We start from the raw sequence: 22,448 nt of genomic DNA, 5'->3' as shown, positions 1-22,448 counted from the left end.
GATTTTTCTATGCTACCAACTATTTTTCGATATTAAAATGAATAAAGCGTAATCATTAAAGCCGTTTTTACCGAACTGTAAATCTTTTGTTCAAAATAAAAAGTAATCAACTTTGTTTTTTAATCTCTTTTTTCTTACGTTTATTTAAAACTAAAAGCTTCACATCATGATTAAATCTTTGATAAATCTTTTTTTCCCTAAAGTTTGTGCGGGATGCAGCTCTCTTTTAATGACCAATGAATCTGTTCTGTGTACCCATTGCCGACATGAAATGCCTTTGACACAATATTACTTAGACGCCAATAACGAAGCCGTTAAGAAATTTTATGGCAAAATTGAAGTTGAACATGCATCGGCATTTTTGTATTTCAATAAAAAGGGAATGGTGCAGGAGCTTATTCATAATTTGAAATACAAAGGGTATGAAGAAATCGGAACAATTCTCGGAGACTGGTATGTTGAAGATTTAAAAAGCATAAAACCGGAGACTCCTTTTGATTTTGTAATACCTGTTCCGTTGCATCGAAAGAAATTTAAGGAACGTGGCTACAATCAGGTCACCACTTTTGGAAATGCTTTAGCAAAAGGACTGAACATTGGTTACAATGATGCGATTTTGTTTCGGAAGAAATATTCTAAAACACAATCCAAAAAAAATCTTTTGGGCAGATCGGAAGGTATAAAAAACGTATTTGATGTTCATCTTTCAGAAGAAAATCATAACAAACATTTTCTACTTGTTGACGACGTACTGACAACAGGTGCCACATTAGAAGCCTGCTCCAGGGCATTAGTCAAAATACCCGGAGCAAAAATCAGCATTATTTGTATCGCAATGGCAAATTCTTAATATTAGTTTACAAGTATCTTTTTGACAATTCTTTTATCACCATTTGTTACTGTTACCAGATACAATCCGGGAATAGGATTTTTCATTTGGATATTCTGATAGAAATAAGCCGCTTTGTCAAACGTTTTGTCATACACTTTTTTACCCGATAGGTCATGAATCATTACTTCTACAACTTTAGTAGAATCAGAATCGAATTGAATAATAAAATTACCATCATTCGGATTACTGTACAAAGCATAATCTATTTCTTCAAATTCAGAATCATCTAAAGTAAATGTCTGACTACAAATATTTACTGATGCCGAATTTATAGTTCCGAAACTTCCTGAAACAGCATCGCGAACCCTGAAAGTCCAGGTTCCCTGAGGATTCTGTCCATTAAAAGCGCTTAAATATTCTGCCGGTATAACAATCTGACTCGTTGTTTTTGAACAATCTAAAGCAGCTCCGGAATCATCATATGCCAATGCTAAAGTCGAATTAGTACTGGCACAATTCTTATCAAATAATTTAACAATCGTTCCCTGTGGATTTTGTATTTGAATTTCTAAATCTGAGAATCTGGCATGCGTTACGTTTATAGCCACGTTTACATCAGAAACTATTTCTGTTGAAGAGGGCACAGTTACTGTTTTTGTTGTAAAAGTGGAACCAAATGGTATGCTAAACGAGCTGCCAAAACTATAAGAATTACAAGTCGTTTCTGAAGCATATCCTATAGCAAAAGGATTTGAGTTTAAAGCATAATAAATATTAGCGGTGGGCTCAATTAAAATTCTGCAATTTGTAGCACTGATATCCGAAGGAGCTGTTATAGTCTGTGAACCATCGTTAGGTGTATTTGAAGCCAGGATTACAGGAAAAGTTAAACCTCCATCTGTAGATAATTTGATATTAACATTCTCAGAACCAGGCAATGTATTGGTATTATTTACACCCCATGTTATGATTTGAAAAGAACCTTTTTGCCAACCAATATCAGTTGTATTTTGCGAAGTTACTGCAAACGGACCAGCGGCAGCATTTACTGTAACAGTCATATTAGCCGTATTGGTCTGAGGAGTTGCTAAAACCTTGTTATCTCTTGCTGTCAAAGAAAAATGAAGACTTCTTGCTACTGAAGGAACCGATTCCCAGGTTGTCGTTAATCTATTTTGAAGTACTGAACTAAAACTGGGCATATATCGAATAGCTGAGCTTGTCGGCGCAAGAGAGCGAAATAATGGCCCGTCTGGTTTTGAAGGTTTAGCAATACTATTATCTCCCGATGCCGTGGTGGCACTATCATTTTGCTCCCAGCAATAAGTAACTGGGTCACCCTCGGGATCAGACCCTGTTCCGGTTAAAATGAATGGTGTACTAATTGGAATAGTATAATTCGAACCTGCACTTATAATTGGCGGATTATTATCAATTATGGGTGTACTTACCGGACAGGTTTTATTGGCGAGATTATTCTGGATTTGTAAAATACTCGCATAGGCAAAGTAATCATCAGAACTGTTTTGAATATCATAATCTTCTGTTACTCCGGCATATCCCATAATGGTCGAACCGCTACCCGGCTCTACATTAGTTCCGGTTCCCTCAATTTCATGAGAAAAAGTATGGGTTGCTCCCAATTGATGTCCCATTTCATGTGCGACATAATCGATGTCAAATGTATCTCCTTGTGGAATTCCATTTGAAGGAGACGTGTAAGCACTTCCTTTGGCATTACCATCAGACAATGAAGTAGGATTTTGACAAACACAACCAATACATCCGGCATCTCCTCCTCCTCCCGAACGTCCAAATAAATGTCCAATATCATAATTACTGTTCCCAATAACACTTGTTAACGTCTTTTGAACCTCAACGTGCCAGGCTCCGTCGACACCTTGTGCTGCAGGAGAATATGGATCTGATGCATCAGTATAAATAACATCTTCATTATTTGCTATAATAATTAATCTTACAGCTAAATCGTTATTAAAAACGCCATTAACCCTTGTCATTGTAGCATTCATACCCGCTAAAGCTCCTGCTTTTGTTCCTCCATAAAATGCTGCATACTCCCATGTGCATGACAATGCCAACCGAAGGGTTTTATACACTTTATTATTAGATGCTGTTTTTGCTGTTTTTCCAGAAATATTGATAGCATTACTCTCTTTTGTTTTACAAACCAGCGATTTTGAAGTTTCCTTGTTTTTTGATGTAAACAATACATATTCCGATTTATTTTCGGGATTCTGCTCTATAAATTCAGATTCCTTATCAGAACGAAGTACCATAGTCTGTACTCCAATTGGGGCAACACTAAAATGAATTTTTGCACTTTTATCATCTAACCCCGTTCCTTCATAAGCTCTAATTTCAGGGTATTTTGCCTGCAATTCCGGATCGAAATTAGAAGACTCCCAAACCATAAACCGTTCCAAAACTCCCTCTGCATTTGGAATCGTAATTTCTGAAACTCCTCCTTTTGATGTTTTGCCTGAAACTGCAATTTTCTGAATTAAAAGATTTTCATTCAGTTTGTAATATAACTTATCCTGATCAGGGATATTTCCGGTTTTCTTAGCTGAAACCGAATTCACTTTCTCCCAAAGAACATTTGTTTGCGCATGAGCCGCAATACAATAAAAAATAAAAAGCAGGACAAGTAACTGTTTTTTCATAATCAAGAGGTTATTTAGAGAATCAAAATTAAATTAATTAAGTCAAATTCTTTTCTATTATCGACAGATATTTGTTTCTCATCGACAAATTACTCCTTTTTCACAAAAAACTAAACGAATCAATTTAAAAAATCAATTCAGGTTAGCATCAGATTTAAAATAGATAGTATAAATTTGCAGCATCTTAAACTATTTGCTTTGAAGCTTTTCGAATCTATTAATGAATTTCATTCCAACAAGAAAACTATTCTAACTCTTGGAACCTTTGATGGTGTTCATATTGGTCATAAAAAAATTCTTGAAAGGCTTAATCAAAACACTGAAAATGGCAAATACGAAAGTCTGGTTCTTACTTTTTTTCCGCATCCAAGAATGGTATTACAGGAAAAATCAGAGATAAAACTTTTAAATACTATTCAAGAAAAATCTAAACTTCTGGAAGCAACCGGAATTGAAAATCTTGTTATTCATCCGTTTAACGAGAGTTTCTCCAGATTAACCGCAGAAGAGTTTGTGCATTCTATTTTAGTTGATCAGTTTCATATCCAAAAAATAATTATTGGTCATGATCATCGGTTTGGAAGAAACAGAACCGCCAATATTGATAATTTAATCGCTTTTGGAGCTGAATATGGTTTTGAAGTGGAACAAATTTCAGCTCAGGAAATTCAGGATGTTTCGGTAAGTTCTACCAAAATCAGAAAAGCTTTGCAGGAGGGAAATATGGCTCTGGCAAATGAATATCTGGGTTATGCCTATTTTTTAACCGGCGAAGTTGTAAAAGGAAAACAATTAGGCCGAACCATTGGTTTTCCAACAGCGAATATTCAGATTGAAGAAGAATACAAACTAATCCCTAAAAACGGTGTTTATGTTGTAAAGACTTTTATTAATCATAAAGAAGTTTTCGGAATGATGAATATTGGTTTCAACCCAACTGTAAACGGTCAAAAGCAAACAATTGAAGTAAATATTTTTGATTTTGATGCTGATATTTACGGGCAAAAACTGGAGATTTCCCTTTTAAAATACCTTCGCGAAGAACAAAAATTTGGTTCGGTTGATTTGCTGAAAGAACAGTTAAATCAAGATAAAAGAACTGCTTTAGAATTTGTGAATCTATTTTAAAACTCAAAAAACATACTTTTCGTTATTTTTAAATCATCGTATTTATTTTTTTAGTAAATTTAATACACTATACTGTTTATCAAATATTTACTATTAACCTCTTTAAAAATAACCATCATGAAATTACCAAAAGAAATTGTCAACGGATCTCTAATATTCCTTGGCATAGGCATTTATTTTTTATTGATGAATGTATTAGGTTTAGCCGATTTGTTTTATTTGCGTACCCTGAATGTATTTTTTATCTTTTATGGTGTAAACAGAACGATGCAAATGAACCTGCATGAAGGAGAAACTAACTTTGTATCAAACGCTGTTTCAGCAATGGCTACTTCTGTAGTTGGTGTTTCGATGAGCGTTTTTGGATTATTAGTTTACAGTTACGCAAGAGGAGGGGATGCCTATGTTGAGTCTTTATCAGAAACGTTTATGTTTGGAGGAAATCCATCAGTACCTACTTATTGCATCTGCTTATTATTTGAAGGGCTTGCATCTTCAGTAATTGTAACTTTAATGATGATGCTATACTGGAACAACAAATACATAGCCGATTAATTTTTCAAAATAAAAAAGGCTATTAAACACTCTAAAATCATAAAAATGTACAATTCTATGATTTTAGAGTGTTTCTTTTTTGAAAATAACTGTCAAATATTCATTTACAGAAATCAGCATTGGTTGATTAGAACAATTTAACTACTTTTGAAGCTTCAAAAACAATGTATCAATGAGCATTACAAAACACAACTGGACAAAAGACGAAATAATCGCCATATATAACAAACCTATGATGGATTTGCTGTATGAAGCAGCAACAATTCACAGACAAAAACACGATCCGAACGTAGTTCAGGTATCTACTTTACTTTCTATTAAAACCGGAGGATGTCCTGAAGATTGCGGTTACTGTCCGCAGGCTGCACGTTACAGCACTGGAGTTGAAGGAAATGATTTAATGAGCGTAAGTCAGGTAAAAGCGCAGGCTTTACGAGCAAAATCCAGTGGTTCATCCCGTGTTTGCATGGGAGCTGCCTGGAGAAACGTAAAAGATGGTGAAGAATTTGACCAGGTATTAGAAATGGTCCGCACGATCAACAAACTGGATATGGAAGTTTGCTGTACTTTGGGAATGATTACCGAAAATCAGGCGCAGCGTCTGGCAGAAGCTGGTTTATATGCTTACAATCATAACTTAGATACTTCTGAAGATTATTATAAAGATGTTATTTCAACACGTGCTTTTGAAGATCGTTTAGAAACAATTGAAAACGTTCGTAAAACCAATGTAACGGTTTGTAGTGGCGGAATTATCGGAATGGGTGAAAGTATTGAAGACAGAGCCGGAATGCTTGTTGCACTTTCGACTTTAAACCCACAACCTGAATCAGTGCCTATTAATGCTTTGGTTGCTGTTGAAGGAACTCCGATGGAAGATGAAAAACCAGTAGAAATCTGGGAAATGATTCGTATGGTTGCTACTACCAGAATTGTAATGCCGGATACACAGGTACGTTTATCTGCAGGAAGAACCAATATGAGCCGTGAGGGTCAGGCAATGTGCTTTTTTGCAGGAGCAAATTCTATTTTTGCCGGTGATAAATTACTAACTACTCCTAATCCTGATGTACATCAAGATATGAAAATGTTTGAACTATTGGGATTAAATCCGCAAAAACCTTTTACTAAAATTTCTCAGCCACAAACAGTAGAAGCTGCCGATTCACAGTTTGCTCCATTAGGCGAAAAACCTAAATGGTCAAGACCAGGACATACAATTGAAAGAAATCTCGAAGCTTCGATGAAGTCAAAAATTTAATCGATAGAGCACACAGATTTCAAAAAAAATATTTAAATTGCTTATAATGCACAAGTTATAAGCAATTTTTTTATTTATAGAAATGAAATTAAACCAAATTGAAAGGGTAAAAAAAATCTCAAAAGCCGATTTTATTTCCCAATATGTAAAAAATCAAATCCCGGTTGTAATTGAAGAACTAACAGAAGACTGGCCAGCTTATCATAAATGGAAGTTATCTTATATCAAAGAAATAGCCGGTGAAAAAACAGTTCCGTTATACGATGACAGACCTGTAAATCACGAAGATGGTTTTAATGAAGCCCATACTTCAATGAAAATGAGTGATTACATCAATTTACTTGAAGAAAAACCCACTAATTACCGTATTTTTCTTTATAATCTAATGAAAGATGTTCCTGCCTTAAAAAATGATTTTTTGTGGCCGGATATTGGATTAAAATTAGTCAAGCAGATGCCAATGCTTTTTTTTGGCGGTGAAAATTCAAAAGTGTTTATGCATTATGACATTGACTACTCCAATATTCTTCATTTTCATTTTCACGGAGAAAAACAATGTATGATTTTTGCTCCTGATCAGTCAAAATATATGTATAAAGTACCTCATGCCTTAATTTCAAGAGAAGATATTGATTTTGACAATCCTGATTATGAAAAATTTCCTGCCCTGAAAAATGTTCAGGGATACATCACCAATCTGAAACATGGTGAAATGTTATATATGCCGGAAGGTTACTGGCACTATATGAAATATTTAACACCCGGATTTTCTATGAGTTTACGCTCTTTCCCGAAAAACATTGGTAACTTATCAAAAGCAGCTTATAATGTTTTTATCATGCGGCATTTTGATATTTTGATGCGAAAATTCAAGGGTCAAAAATGGATTGACTATAAAAATGAAAAGGCAATTCAGAATACACATGAAAATTTACTGAAAGAAGCTGGTTAATAAATTATTTTTTCTGTTTTCAGAGCATTTTCCGTTTTAATTTTAAATATAAGAAGTTGATTTTTTTGCTTCAGATTAGAAATTATTATTGAATTTTGATTGGTATTTTGTTCTAAAATCAATTTCCCTGCAATATCAAATACCTGAATTTTTTGAATAGCTGAATCATCTGACTCGATAATAAGATATGCATTCTTTTGATAAACTACGATGCCTTTTTTATTTTTCAAAACAGCTGTAGAGTGGAGAGTTTTATTGCTAAATTTTAGAACAAATCGATTATTAAAAGTTCCTTTTTCAGTTGAAAAAATATAGGGTTCTTTTTTTAAATCGTGCAAAATCATTTTGTCTTTGTCTTCAATATAAACCGATTGGTCTGTAAAACTTTCATCTAAATGGTCAATGCTTATCGTGAAATTTCCATTAATTTCTGTCTTATATCCCAGGACAACTTCGTCTAAATCTTCAAAAGGAAATTGTCTGCCCTGAATAGTCCAGTTTTTTCCCTCATTAAAACTATAAAAATCAATATATTCATTTCCATTGAAAGATTCTCCGTCAAAAGGTAAGTCGTAACCATTTGTTGCCCCTGCAATATAACCTATTAAAAGCTGTTTAAACGCATTTTCTTCGTTGCTAAGATTAAGCCATATTCTGCTTTTTTCTACCATTTTCTTTTTTTCGGTAACCTTAGCAGGTTTAAAAAAAGATGAATTCTGCTCTATGATTCTCATACTATCATCAAACTTCACTTCTCCATTAGTTAAGCTCTGAACAAAAAAAGATTGTGCTGAAGCAATTTTCCCGTCAGGTAAAGTTTCATTTTCGCCAGAAGCCAGAGCCGCTCTTGTTCCTACTCCTCCCAATAGATTATAAACCGCATAATCAGCTGAAGCATATTTATTATTGACGAATAATGTATTATGTGTCCAGAAATAAAGAGTTCCTTTAATTACATCCAAATTGGCTGTTAAAAATGCATCCGCATCCAGAGCTGAAGGGTATGGATTGCCTATTAAATTGAAACTATCTGTATTGCCAACAGTAGTTTTAATTTTTCCGTTAATCGGAATTCCTTTAAAAATTGCTTCATATTTTTCAGGAACTGTTGTCGAAAATCCTTGTGGCCCCCGAATAATGTATCCACTTCCAATTTTCATTGTGGTTGATGAAATTTGTTCTGTCCAATAATTTACTACAGGATCAAAAGAAAAAAACTTATCTGACAAAGTTGTTGGAGAAACATCTATCAGCTTTTGATTTTCAACCGGAGAAGACCAATAGGTATAATCGAACTTTCGAATAGGGGTTGTTTTTCTTTTAAGATAAATCATGCCTGCATTGACCATTTCATCATCCGATTGATACAAAGAAGCAGTATCTTCTAAAATTAAAATTCCGGATCCTGAATAATTAAAACTCAATCCCAAAGTTTTTCCACCTGAAACTGTCACTTTCTTGCCTGAATTGATGCTGCAACTACATGAATTTGCTGAAGCTGAAAATAGATAGTCTTCTTCAAAAGTTAATTCTTTTCCGCCAGACGGAAAACCATTGGACCAATTTACACCATCCCATACCGAACTGTTATTGCATAATTTTAAGCGGGCAATCCTGTGCTTTGCCACTCCTGAAACCGAATTAAAATTACCTCCAACAAGCAGTTTATGATCAGTTGTAAACCCCATCGTATACAAAGTACTATTTAGACTTGTTGAAAATGAGGAATCAAAAACACCATTTGAAGACAGACGCAATAACCGTAAAGAAGCTGTTCCGTTATAATTTCCTGAAAATGCACCTCCAACCAAAATCCTGTCATCGGGCTGCACCAAAATACTTCGAACATCTCCATTACTAAAACCAGTTCCTGAGTTAAAAGTCGCATCTAATGTTCCGTCTGAATTGAGTCGTAAGATTCGCTTTTTAGAAACTCCGTTATAATTTAAAAAAGAACCACCCACAATAATTTTTCCATCAGATTGCAGGTCGAGTGCATATACGTTTTTATCAAATCCAATACCTATGGAAAAACTAGTATCGACACTTCCGTCAGTATTTAACCGTATTAATCTGGAATATCCTGCCCCGTTGAATATGTCAAATCGCCCTCCTAAGATGATTTTACCATCAGACTGAACAATCATTACATCAATAACTCCGTTTGCGCCTGTGGCAGCATTAAAATCACCATCAATTGTCCCGTCTGGCATAAGTCTAATTATACGCCCATATGTAACAGTATTATATTTTGTAAAATTACCGGCAACCAATATCTTTTGATCTGATTGGATAGCTACTGAAAAGACCTGACCATTGAAACCACTTCCGGAAACAAAACTGTTATCTAAACTTCCATCAGGAAAAATTCGGACAATGCGATTACAAATTGTATTATTATAACTGGTAAAACTTCCTGCTATAATCATTTTACCATCTAATTGTTGGGCGGCCGTTTTTATAGTGTTATTAGCTCCTGTCCGGGCTGAATTAAAAGTAGTATCTAAATCTCCATCTGATAAAATGCGGGCAATCCTTGCAGAAGATACTCCATTAAATTTTGAAAAATTACCAAACACCATTGTTTTATTATCAGATAACGGTACTATTTTTAAAACTGAATTATCAAACCCAACTCCAGCCGACAGATAGCTTATATCATGAATTCCATTCATATCAATTTTAGCTAATTTCCCTTGATTTTGAGAATCAAAAACTGAAAATGAGCCACCAATATACCAACCGTTATCAATTGAATTTTCTAAACTATATACTGATGCAGAACCAGGACCTGCTCCCGCATCAAAGTCTGGTTTAATTGTTCCGTCAGGACTTAAAAGCATTAACCTGTTAACCTCAAAACCATTATACAAATCTGTAAATGAACCTCCCGTCATAATACTTCCAAAAGCATCCATTTTTAGAACATATACAATACCGTTATTCAAACCTGTTCCGGATAAAAACCCTGAATCTATTGTGCCGTCTGAATTTAATCGAATAATTCTGTTTGCGGCAATTCCATTATAAGCTGTAAATTCCCCACCCAGTATAATTTTGCCATCCGGCTGTAAAACCATTGCATGGATTTCTTCATTAAAAGCAGTTCCAACGTTAAAAGTCATATCTAAGCTTCCGTCAGGATTTAAACGAATGATTCGATTGATATCGATTCCATTAAATTTTATAAAACTTCCGGCTACAATGATTTTCCCATCTGGCTGAATTTGAACACAATTTATATTTGTAGGAGCACCGGAACCTGTTAAAAAACTGGTATCTAAATTTCCATCAGGTAAAATTCTGGCAATCCTGTTTACTGTAATACCATTATATTTTGTAAAACTTCCAACAATAATAATTTTTCCATCTGATTCCTGTACAATCTTATTTATAATTCCTGTAGCTGCAGCTATTGAAGTATTAAAAGTAATATCATGTGAACCATCACTATTTAAGCGAATTAATCTTCCTGTGTCAACTCCATTATAACTTGTAAAATTGCCTCCAATAATAATTTTACCATCTGGCTGGATCAAGGATGAATATACTTTTCCGTTAAAACCAGAGCCTGTATCAAAATTTTCATCTATGGTTCCATCTGTTTTCAGTCGTGTTAAATGCAAAAGAGGTTTTCCGTTAAAACTCAAAAAATCTCCACCAACAATCAAGTTCCCGTCCGTTTGTACCGACAAGGTTCTGACAGCATTATTAAAACCATCACCATTAAGGCCATCATCGTAAGTATTAAAAGCTAAGTCTAATTTCCCCTGTTGGGCATTATTACGAATTGATAACAGGCAAAAAATAATTAAGAACAAAAAGTGTAATTTTGATTTCAAGATATAAGAATTTGGGATTAATGATATTCTTTAAATTTACAATTAATAAGAATTTACATGCAATTTATAATTCTCGATAACCTGTTACAATACCTACATTTAGTGATTTTCAAAACAGTAGATAATTTAGAAGATGATTGAAACAAAAAAATCCGATAACTTACGCTATCGGATTTTCTAATTTATTGTTTTCTAATTTATTTAAAGATTACTTTTTTTGTCGTTTGGTAATCATTCTCCAAAACTACTTTTACCAGTAAAACCTGCTGTGCAAATGGCAGGTTCTGAATAATCAACTGAAGATTGCCTACATCAACTTTCTTATACAATTGTTTACCCGAAATGTCATAAATAAACACCTTATCAATGTTTTCTGTTGTCGAATTTACTGTAACGGTTTTGTTTTGAGCCAAAACCCAAACTGCATCATCCTGTGTTTCAAAATCTCCGGTTCCCAACGTTTTATTGGTATAACGCAACACAAATCGATTATTGAAAGTTCCCGCCTTTGTCTTAAATGTATAGTTTTTGGCTGTCAGTTCATTGATCGTACCGGTTTGCTTGTCTTCCAGATAAATTCTTTGGGTAGCCAAATTACCATCAGCCTGATCGATTGCAATGGTAAAATCACCCGCAATCGTCGAACGATAACCTAAAGGAACCACATCTGCATCGCTAAATGGCAAAGCACGTCCCTGAATGGTCATGTTAGAAGCTTCATTGACACTATAAAAATCAGCATAACTGTTTCCATCAAAGCTCAATCCATCAAAATTTTTATCATAAGTATTGGTTGCTCCTTCAATGTAACCGATTAAGGTTTGTTTAAAAGCACCGCCTGAATTGGTCATATTAAGCCACAAACGGTGTTTCTCCAATATCCCTGACTTGGAAGTTTTGCCAGGTTTGAAAAATTGAGAATTATTTGTCCCGCCATAACGCATGGAATTGGTGAACTGAACATGACCAGAACCATCTTCTGCACTAACAAAAAACGATTGTCCTGCAGCTACATAACCTGTTGGTTTTATTCCGGTATCTAGTGTAGGGTTATTATTATGATTTGGATCACTTAACGCTGAAGCAACACTCCCTGTTAAGTTGTAACTCGCATAATCATCTGAAACATAAGCATAATTTGAACCAACCTTTTTAATAGCAGTATTGTGAGTCCAGAAATAGGCTGTTCCTCCTAAAATACCTCTATTATTGACATTATTGTACAGAAATGCATCTATATGAATAGCCGAAGGATATGGATTGCCAATCAGGTAATATTTATCTTTCTCCATATACTGGCTACTGGTAATGTTTCCATTATTGGGTCTGCCTATAAATTCTAATTGTTGTGCATATTGGCCGCTCCAAGTATCCTTGCCATTCGGATATACTTTATTTGGCTCTGGAACACGGATGATATAACCGATTCCAGGCTGCATAGTACTCGAAGACAGCTCCTCTTTCCACACATCTCCTGTATAAGAAAGGTATTTATCCCAACGGGTATTAGGTGATAAATCATACAAGACTTGATTCTCAACAGGCGAAGACCAATAGGTAAAATCGTAAAGCTTCATCGGCTGTGAAATTCGTTTGTAAATAATTTTTCCGGAATTGACAGCATTCGTAGTCTGAATTAAACTAGCATTATTTTCAAAAATTAAATTTTCATTAATATCTACATTAACCCAATTTGTTACTGTTAAAGTACGTCCAGTTTTTATAGTTACTTTAGTGGTGCTACCTGAAACCCTACAAGTACAACCGTATAAATCAACATTCGGGTCTATAGCTGGTGGATAAGAACCTGTAAAAACAATATTTTGATCTAAAGTAGGTACTGAACCTGTAGACCAGGCACTTCCATTCCAGGTATTTGTTGCCATATTGATAATTGAAACCCCAGCCGTTAAAGGTGATTTACACCCACTAGTATTATCGGTCACTCTAAAAGTATAAGTTCCCGCAGCCAATCCTAAAATAGTAGTTGTTGATCCGGAACCAGTTGTATTTACTGTTCCGCTTCCTGAATTTCTTTCTAATGTCCATGCACCTGAAGGTAAATTACTTAAAGCGATAGTTCCTGGTGAATTGCAGGTAACGTTTTTTATTGTCCCTACTGTTAGCGGTGTCAATAAATTAGTCACAGTTGGAATATCGTCTCCGTTTGTCTGTCCTGAAATATCTTCGACCGTATTTAATGAAGGATCTATAGCTGTAACTTTAGCTGAATTGGTAACTCTCCCTAAAGCAACATCAGCAGCTGTAAGTGTATAATTTGCTGTTAAAGTAGCCGTTGCACCTACTGCTAAAGAAGCAATTGGCGAACCTGATATCGTGCCGATTAAAGGATCGGTTACCACTATATTAGTCAAAGGAACTTGTCCAGTATTGGTTACTTCAAATGTATACTGAATTATACCTCCAACTGTACATCCAATTATTGCCGCTTTTTTAACTAAAGCTAATTCTGCAGTTTTTAATGATCTTTTATTAAAAGCAATGAAAGCACAATCTGAATCTCCCGAAAAATTTACCACAAATCTATCAACCTGTGAAGCATTTGCAGCTGTAATACCAAAAGAAGTTAAATCCATTCCAAGCAAACGGATTTCCCTCGTTTCATTTGCATTATAGGTAGAAGATGGCGTCCCGTTATTAGCATTAAACAAATCCAATCGATAAGTTCCAACAACCGGAATAGAATTGGAATTAAAATTAACATTTACAACAGTCCCAACAGTCACATCATTGACATCTACAAATCTAAATGTATCCACAGTAGAATTGGGTGATGCAACCTGAGTAACGACAATATCTGGTGTATTATCAGCAATTGCACTTGTTTCTATATTGCTTGTTCCAATTTTAAATGAAGCAGAACCCGGCAGTATGTTTGCAATTCCGGTTCCTAATGACAAACCATTAATACCATCTGTAAGCCTTGAAGCTAATTCGGAAGGAAGTGAAGTAGTTCCCGAGATTGGAGGCATTAGTACTCTATTTGTTAAAGAGCCATCAATCATGGAACCCTGCAAAAAAAAGGTTCCTGAACCATAATTTAAAGCCTGAATTTTTAAAGCTCTAAAAAGAGTATTTTCAAAGACAATTGAATGTGTAGTTAAAGCACTATTATTAGCGCCTGTTGCATAGGTTTTACCTCCCCATTCAAAAGCCAGTAAATTATTCTCGGTATTTGGTTGGTTCGCAACAACAGTAGTAGCCGAATTTGATGTGAAATATCCATTCCAATCTGTATAAATTCTTGTTACCCCAGTTTGGCTTATAGTTTTTGTAGTGATAAATAAAAAAAACAAAACGACAACCTTTAGAAGGAAAGTACGTTTCAAAAGTATTTTCTGAATCATTGTAGGCAGATAGTATCTAATTAAATTGTTTCTGGCAATTAAGTATGCTGATTGTTTTTATGTAAGAAAACCTGTTTTAATTCTAAATAAAATAACCAGAAAACATGTTCCATATCTTAAAACCAAGCATATAATCCACAAAAATAACAGTTCTATTATATGTTTTTTTACAAATAAAAGTAAATTCGATTAAAAACATAAATACCCGATGTATTACTTTCCTTTGCTATACAAAAACAAATTTATAAGTAAAAACATACATAAAATTCTGTCTGTTTTATAAACTTTTTATAAAACAACGAAAGCAAAACCTGGTTTTCAACTAATTAGTAAGACACAATAAAATAAAAAATCCGACAACTTTCGCTATCGGATTTTTCAATTTATTGTTTATATTTTATTTAAAAATTACTTTTTTGGTGGTCTCATATCCATTATCCAAAACTATTTTTACCAGTAAAACCTGCTGTGCAAATGGAAGGTTCTGAATAATCAACTGAAGATTGCCTACATCAACTTTCTTATACAATTGTTTACCCGAAATGTCATAAATAAACACCTTATCAATGTTTTCTGTTGTCGAATTTACTGTAACGGTTTTGTTTTGAGCCAAAACCCAAACAGCATCATCCACCGTTTCAAAATCTCCGGTTCCCAACGTTTTATTGGTATAACGCAACACAAATCGATTATTGAAAGTTCCCGCCTTTGTCTTAAATGTATAGTTTTTGGCTGTCAGTTCATTGATCGTACCGGTTTGCTTGTCTTCCAGATAAATTCTTTGGGTAGCCAAATTACCATCAGCCTGATCGATTGCAATGGTAAAATCACCCGCAATCGTCGAACGATAACCTAAAGGAACCACATCTGCATCGCTAAATGGCAAAGCACGTCCCTGAATGGTCATGTTAGAAGCTTCATTGACACTATAAAAATCAGCATAACTGTTGCCATCAAAGGTCAATCCGTCAAAACTTTTATCATAGCTATTGGTTGCTCCTTCAACGTAACCGATTAAGGTTTGTTTAAAAGCACCGCCTGAATTGGTCATATTAAGCCACAAACGGTGTTTCTCCAATATCCCTGACTTGGAAGTTTTGCCAGGTTTGAAAAATTGTGAATTATTTGTCCCGCCATAACGCATGGAATTGGTGAACTGAACATGACCAGAACCATCTTCTGCACTAACAAAAAACGATTGTCCTGCAGCTATATAACCTGTTGGTTTTATTCCGGTATCTAAGGAAGGGTTATCATTATGACCGGGATCACTGCTCGCGGAGGTTCCTACTCCACCAGTTAAGTTGTAAGCTGCATAATCATCTGAAACATACGCATAATTTGAACCAACCTTCTTGATAGCTGTGTTATGGGTCCAAAAATAGATAGTTCCTCCTAAGATACCTCTATTATTAACATTCACGAACAAGAAATCATCTGCATGCATAGCTGAAGGGTAAGGATTGCCAATCAGGTAATATTTATCTTTCTCCATATACTGGCTACTGGTAATGTTTCCATTATTGGGTCTGCCTGTAAATTCTAATTGTTGTGCATATTGGCCAGTCCAAAAATCCTTGCCATTCAGATATACTTTATTTGGCTCTGGAACACGGATGATATAACCGATTCCAGGCTGCATAGTACTCGAAGACAGCTCTTCTTTCCACACATCTCCTGTATATGAAAGGTATTTATCCCAACGGGTATTAGGTGATAAATCATACAAGACTTGATTCTCAACAGGTGAAGACCAATAGGTAAAATCGTAAAGCTTCATCAGTTGGGAAGTTCGTTTATAGGTTATAGGTCCTGAGTTAGTGTTCAGATTATTAATTTGTACCAAACTGGAATTATTTTCAAATGTTAAAGAACCATTAACTGTTACTTCATTGGTAATTGTTAATGTTATTCCTGATGGTACTGTTGCAACTACGCCACTATTAATTGTTAAAGCACAACCTACTAAATCTGCCGTAAAAGGAGAGTTTGGAGTTACTGCTGCTATTACAACATTCATAGAAGCATTTGGCGGCACCCCTCTACTCCAGCTGCTACCATTCCATGTATTAAAATTATCGAGAATAGTAACTGTAGCTGATTCCGCCGAAGGACATCCATTGGCATTGGTTACTGTAAAAGTGTAACTCCCTGCCGCTAACCCGGAAATAGTTGTACTTGTTGTATTAGGAACTGTATTGTCATAACTTCCAGCAGCATCTCCTGTTTGATTAATTGTCCAGTCACCACTTGGCAGACCTTCTAATACGACGCTTCCTGTATTTACTGTACAATTGATATGAGTTGTTGTACCTATAGTAGGTGATGATGGGGTTGGGTTTATTGATGTTATAGTTATTGGTGTACTTGCAGAACAGCCGGCAGCATCTGCATAATTTAAAGTATAACTTCCGGAGTCTAAACCTGTTCTGTTTAATGTCGTTGCAGTATCAGACCATGTAACATCCAACACATTTACATCTATAATATTGGTTCCACCTCCTCTTAAATCCACCATTTTTGCATAGACAACATTATGTGAATTGTCTAACAATTCCAGTAACATATTTTGACCTCTAAAGCCAAAATAATCATTTCGATTATAAATTCGCAGATAATCGATATTTTTAGGCGAAGCCAAACTTATTTCAAGATATTCATTGATATTTGGTATATTGCTATGATATATAGATCCGCTATTTCCATCAATAGCCTGTGCAGGACCATTGCCAGGAATATCATTTAGATAGACAGAACTTGCAACTGCGCTAGCACCATTTGAACTCAATGCCACATTTTCTCCTGTAAAAATTTCGAAAGCATTTACTTCTGCAACTTGCAACCAGGCATCGGGATCGTCAAATTTTTGAGTTAGTCTTATATATCTGACATTAGCAAGACCCCCAGAAAATGTTGGCGATATAGACCCATTATTAGATGAAGGGCAAGTCTCATCAACCTTGTTAGGTGTAATTACAGGCGCGGCATTTAACATTGCGGTAACATCTAATCTCGTTGTACTCTCACAACCTGTAGATTGTGAAGCATAATAATGATTTCCACTTATTAAGGCCGTTGCTGCAGTCAATTCATTTCCTCCGCTTGATGCGTCGTACCATTTTATTCCAGTTCCTGTAGCTGTAAGATTAGCTACTGTTGGTGAACTCGCTGAACAAAATACCTGAAAGGCTGAACCTGTAGGGACTGCTGGTCTTGGATTGACAGTAATCACTAAATTATATGGTGTACCTGAACAGCCAGAAGCTGATTTTGGAGTTAAAACATAAGTAACATTTATAGCTGAAGAGGTTGAATTGGTAAGGACTTCGGAGAATCCTGTTGCCTTAGCAATGCCTGTACCTCCTGCTCCGGCTGCCCCTCCATTAATATTTGGAACTGCCACACGGCTCCAGTCAAATGTTGTTCCGGTTGATGTGATAGCACCACTTGAATAAGTACTTCCACTACAAACAGAACTTGCAGTAGGTGCTGTAATTGTTATACCCACTGTAGGATTAACTGTAACAACTAAATTATATGGTGTACCTGAACAGCCTGATGCTGATTTTGGAGTCAAAACATAAGTAACATTTATAGCTGAAGACGTTGAATTGGTAAGGACTTCGGAAAATCCTGTTGCCTTAGCAATTCCTGTACCTCCTGCTCCGACTGCTCCCGCGTTAATATTTGCAACACCTGCACGGCTCCAGTCAAATGTAGTTCCGGTTGATGTGATAGCACCACTTGAATAAGTACTTCCACTACAAACAGAACCAGACACAGGAGCTGTAATTGTTATACCCACTGTAGGATTGACAGTAATCACTAAATTATATGGTGTACCTGAACAGCCTGATGCCGACTTTGGAGTTAAGACATAAGTAACATTTATAGCTGAAGACGTTGAATTGGTAAGAGTCTCCGAGAAGCCTGTAGCCTTGGCAATACCTGTACCTCCAGCACCCGCAGCACCTGCGTTAATATTTGCAACTGCAGCACGGCTCCAGTCAAATGTAGTTCCGGTTGATGTAATAGCACCACTTGAATAAGTACTTCCACTGCAAACAGAACCAGACACAGGAGCTGTAATTGTGATACCCACTGTAGGATTAACTGTAATTACCAAATTATAAGTCGTCCCTGAACAGCCAGAAGCTGATTTTGGAGTTAAAACATAAGTAACATTTATAGCTGAAGACGTTGAATTGGTAAGGACTTCGGAGAAGCCTGTGGCATTGGCAATACCTGTTCCTCCTGCTCCTGCTGCACCTCCATTTATATTTGCAACACCTGCACGGCTCCAGTCAAAAGTTGTTCCTGTCGAGGTTATAGCACCACTTGTATAAGTCCCACCACTGCAAACAGAGCTAGCCGTAGGAGCGGTAATTGTAATACCCACTGTAGGATTAACTGTAATTACCAAATTATATGGCGTCCCTGAACAGCCTGATGCTGATTTTGGAGTTAAAACATAAGTAACATTTATAGCTGAAGACGTTGAATTGGTAAGGACTTCGGAGAATCCTGTTGCTTTAGCAATACCTGTACCACCTGCTCCGGCTGCACCTCCATTAATATTTGGAACTGCCACACGGCTCCAGTCAAATGTAGTTCCGGTTGATGTGATAGCACCACTTGAATAAGTACTTCCACTACAAACAGAACTAGCTGCTGGTGCTGTAATTGTGATACCCACTGTAGGATTGACAGTAACAACTAAATTATATGGTGTACCTGAACAGCCTGATGCTGATTTTGGAGTTAAAACATAAGTAACATTTATAGCTGAAGACGTTGAATTGGTAAGAGTCTCCGAGAAGCCTGTAGCCTTGGCAATACCTGTACCTCCAGCACCCGCAGCACCTGCGTTAATATTTGCAACTGCAGCACGGCTCCAGTCAAATGTAGTTCCGGTTGATGTAATAGCACCACTTGAATAAGTACTTCCACTGCAAACAGAACCAGACACAGGAGCTGTAATTGTGATACCCACTGTAGGATTAACTGTAATTACCAAATTATAAGGCGTCCCTGAACAGCCAGAAGCTGATTTTGGAGTTAAAACATAAGTAACATTTATAGCTGAAGACGTTGAATTGGTAAGGACTTCGGAGAATCCTGTAGCCTTGGCAATACCTGTACCTCCTGCTCCCGCTGCACCTCCGTTAATATTTGCAACTGCTGCACGACTCCAGTCAAATGTAGTTCCGGTTGATGTGATAGCACCACTTGAATAAGTGCTGCCACTGCAAACAGAGCTAGCCGTAGGAGCTGTAATTGTTATACCCACTGTAGGATTGACAGTAACCACCAAATTATAAGGCACTCCTGAACAACCAGAAGATGGGGGACCTGGCGTTAAAACATAAGTAACATTAATAGGATTGGCAGTAGAATTCGTTAACACCTCAGTAAATCCAGTAGCATTTGCTATACCTGTACCCCCTGCTCCGGCAGCACCTCCGTTAATATTTGCAACTGCTGCACGACTCCAGCTAAATGTAGTTCCGGTTGATGTGATAGCACCACTTGAATAAGTGCTGCCACTACAAACAGAACTAGCTGTTGGTGCTGTAATGGTTGGAGCTGCAGTTACATTGATATACGTTATTGAACTGCCTGAACAGCCCGCTGCTGTAGTTGTTGTTACTGACACTTGCTGAACACCAGATCCTGTTAACGTTACCGTAGGATTTTTAATGGTTGTAGAAGAAAATACTGCTCCTGCTGGTCCTGTCCATGCATATGTAATTCCTGAAGCAGGTACATTTTCCACATCTAATTGAACAGCCACTCCGCCACAGGATATTAAGGTATTAAAAACCCCTTTTGGTGATGTTGTTGCAGACGGATTAACCTGTGAAGTTGGTATTAAAACGATATCATCTATAATGGTTCCAAGTGTTACGCCTCCATGTAAAGTATTATAAAATTCAAGTCCTATTGAAGAACTGGTTGGTGTAAAAGTATAAGTACCTATCTGAGAAATTGTACTGGTTGTTGTAAAACCTGTTGATGTAAAATCTGTAGCTCCTCCCGTAACTTTAACCGTTACACCTGTTGTTGCAGGGGTAATGGCGTTATCTCTTCGGGAATAACGGAAACTAACTGTATAAGAGACTCCAGGGATAACTGTCATAACTTGTCTAAGTGATGCCTCAGAATCTAATTCAGCCGTTAAAGATGAGCTTCCATTAGAGAAATAGGTATTTTCAGAATTTGTTTCAACACGATCACCGTATGTTGTTGCAAATGTCCAGCCTGTTGCACCACCACTAAAATCAGAATTACTAATCATGTTCGTTACACAATTATTTGCAACAACAACCTGATCATTAAAAGTACTACAACTATTACTAATCGCCCAATTCAGTACATATGTCCCAGCTACTGCAGGAGTAAATGTAGCGGTTGGACTTGAAGTACTGCTAAACTGACTCAACAACGTACTTGGTCCGCTCGCTATTGACCACACCCCGGTACCTACTGTTGGTGTATTCGCAGCTAATGTAAAAGAACCACCACCCGTCGCTTGATCAGGGCCGGCATTTGCTGCTGTTGGTTGTGGATTTACAGTGAAAGTAGCAGCGCTGGTTACTGTACCCGCTGAACTGGTAACCTCAACTGTTCCGGTAGTACCTGAACCAATTACAGCTACTATTGTTGTTCCGTTATTAGTAGTAATAGATGTAACTGGAGTACCTCCAATTTTTACATTGGCCGCTGTTGCACCCGATAAATTTGTTCCGTTTATAGTTATGTTTCCTCCGACACAACCGCTTGAGGCCCCAAAACTTGTAATAGTTGGTGGAGCTTTTCTTAATGCTATTAATATCGACCCATTTTTATCATCATTGGATATAGAAGCACTTCCTGCTCCAGTTGATCCTGCAGTAGTTTTAATTGCCCAGGCAGCTCCAATTCCTGTATCAATATCTGCATTAAAATCCTCATCATAGAGCTCTGTTAAAGTTCCCGGACTGGTTGCTGTTGTCCAATTTGAAAAATTATAATTATTATGTACAGCGCCAAACATAATTACAGCACTGCCAGCTGTTGTTGTTGTAATTGCATTAGCATTTAATGTACTGTCATCATTTACATTTGTATATACTGTACCTGGTGTCACATCAAAAGGATTTGAATTATCGACACCTGAAAAAGCAATTATGGCTCCCTGACCATCATCTGAACTTGAACCAAGTGTATAAGAGAAATTTGCAGCTGCAACATCAGTATTTGTTGCAATTTTATACAATAAAGTGGCACGTGAATAACTTGAAATACTAGTGCTTATCTCAGTTCCTGCAATTAGAGTCCAACCAGTGCTTGTGGCATTTCCTCCAACTGATGATGTTAAAGTATTATTCCCACTTTGCATAATTTGTGCAATCATGATATCTCCAACGGCTAATCCGGTAGGCTTAGTAATTGTTAAAGTAGTACTTCCAGTAGTATTGAATGTAGCGGTTCCACGTTGTGCAATTTGTCCGGAAGCTAAATTTACAAAAACAAAAAAGCACACAGAACAAAGCCATTTAGCATTATTGCCAAATAAGTTCGTTGCAATGGCTTTTGAAGTATTCTGATTTTGTTTTGAAAAAAATAAACGAATAAGAAGTAGTAGTTTTTTAATCATGTTTGGGGCGGATTAAATTTAAAAAGTAAACTTATTTTTCTATTAAAATTGATTTCCTTGATTGATATTATTTTATCAAAAATCAATTTTATTAGTCGCCCTAAACTTAATTTGAATTAAATCTGTAGTTAACAGATTTGATGTTCTGATAATCAAAACATAATGAATAAAAAACAAAAAGCTAAAT

The 22,448-nt window shown here is 36.2% G+C and carries 9 protein-coding genes; 5 read left to right on the top strand and 4 right to left on the bottom strand.

The annotated features are described in order from the left end of the window. Positions 1 to 166 precede the first annotated feature (166 nt). The gene (locus DMB68_RS13995; RefSeq protein ID WP_110347300.1) at positions 167 to 850 is read left to right on the top strand and encodes a ComF family protein; all 684 of its coding nucleotides are present in this window, start codon (positions 167 to 169) and stop codon (positions 848 to 850) included. Between the two features lie 2 nt (positions 851 to 852). Here the strand turns inward: DMB68_RS13995 and DMB68_RS13990 are convergent, their stop codons facing one another. After that, complete coding sequence (locus tag DMB68_RS13990; RefSeq protein WP_110347299.1) at positions 853 to 3,516, bottom strand: reprolysin-like metallopeptidase; 2,664 nt, start codon at positions 3,514 to 3,516, stop codon at positions 853 to 855. 198 nt (positions 3,517 to 3,714) lie between these two features. Here DMB68_RS13990 and DMB68_RS13985 point away from each other — a divergent pair, with 198 nt between their 5' ends. From DMB68_RS13985 to DMB68_RS13970, 4 genes are all read left to right on the top strand, one after another. Further along, positions 3,715 to 4,644, top strand: coding sequence for a bifunctional riboflavin kinase/FAD synthetase (locus tag DMB68_RS13985; RefSeq protein WP_110347298.1), 930 nt, complete (start codon positions 3,715 to 3,717; stop codon positions 4,642 to 4,644). A 117-nt stretch (positions 4,645 to 4,761) separates the two neighbouring features. Beyond that, complete coding sequence (locus tag DMB68_RS13980) at positions 4,762 to 5,199, top strand: hypothetical protein (protein WP_110347297.1); 438 nt, start codon at positions 4,762 to 4,764, stop codon at positions 5,197 to 5,199. A gap of 172 nt (positions 5,200 to 5,371) precedes the next feature. Continuing rightward, complete coding sequence (gene bioB / locus DMB68_RS13975) at positions 5,372 to 6,460, top strand: biotin synthase BioB (RefSeq protein ID WP_110347296.1); 1,089 nt, start codon at positions 5,372 to 5,374, stop codon at positions 6,458 to 6,460. An 82-nt stretch (positions 6,461 to 6,542) separates the two neighbouring features. Next, positions 6,543 to 7,412 carry a cupin-like domain-containing protein gene (locus tag DMB68_RS13970; protein WP_110347295.1) on the top strand — a complete coding sequence of 290 codons (870 nt, stop codon included), beginning with the start codon at positions 6,543 to 6,545 and terminating at the stop codon, positions 7,410 to 7,412. Here DMB68_RS13970 and DMB68_RS13965 read toward each other — a convergent pair. The 3 genes from DMB68_RS13965 to DMB68_RS13955 form a co-directional block, all read right to left on the bottom strand. Continuing rightward, positions 7,409 to 11,254, bottom strand: coding sequence for a calcium-binding protein (locus DMB68_RS13965; protein ID WP_231131657.1), 3,846 nt, complete (start codon positions 11,252 to 11,254; stop codon positions 7,409 to 7,411). The two genes, DMB68_RS13970 and DMB68_RS13965, sit on opposite strands and share 4 nt — an antisense overlap. Before the next feature lie 197 nt (positions 11,255 to 11,451). Beyond that, positions 11,452 to 14,622 carry a DUF7507 domain-containing protein gene (locus tag DMB68_RS13960; RefSeq protein ID WP_110347294.1) on the bottom strand — a complete coding sequence of 1,057 codons (3,171 nt, stop codon included), beginning with the start codon at positions 14,620 to 14,622 and terminating at the stop codon, positions 11,452 to 11,454. Between the two features lie 397 nt (positions 14,623 to 15,019). After that, complete coding sequence (locus DMB68_RS13955) at positions 15,020 to 22,261, bottom strand: PKD-like domain-containing protein (protein ID WP_110347293.1); 7,242 nt, start codon at positions 22,259 to 22,261, stop codon at positions 15,020 to 15,022. Positions 22,262 to 22,448: the final 187 nt, after the last annotated feature.

This window comes from Flavobacterium hydrophilum, from assembly GCF_003202405.1.
Classification (GTDB): domain Bacteria; phylum Bacteroidota; class Bacteroidia; order Flavobacteriales; family Flavobacteriaceae; genus Flavobacterium; species Flavobacterium hydrophilum.
Note: the sequence above shows the minus strand (reverse complement) of the source record. Positions and strands in the feature narration are given on the sequence as shown.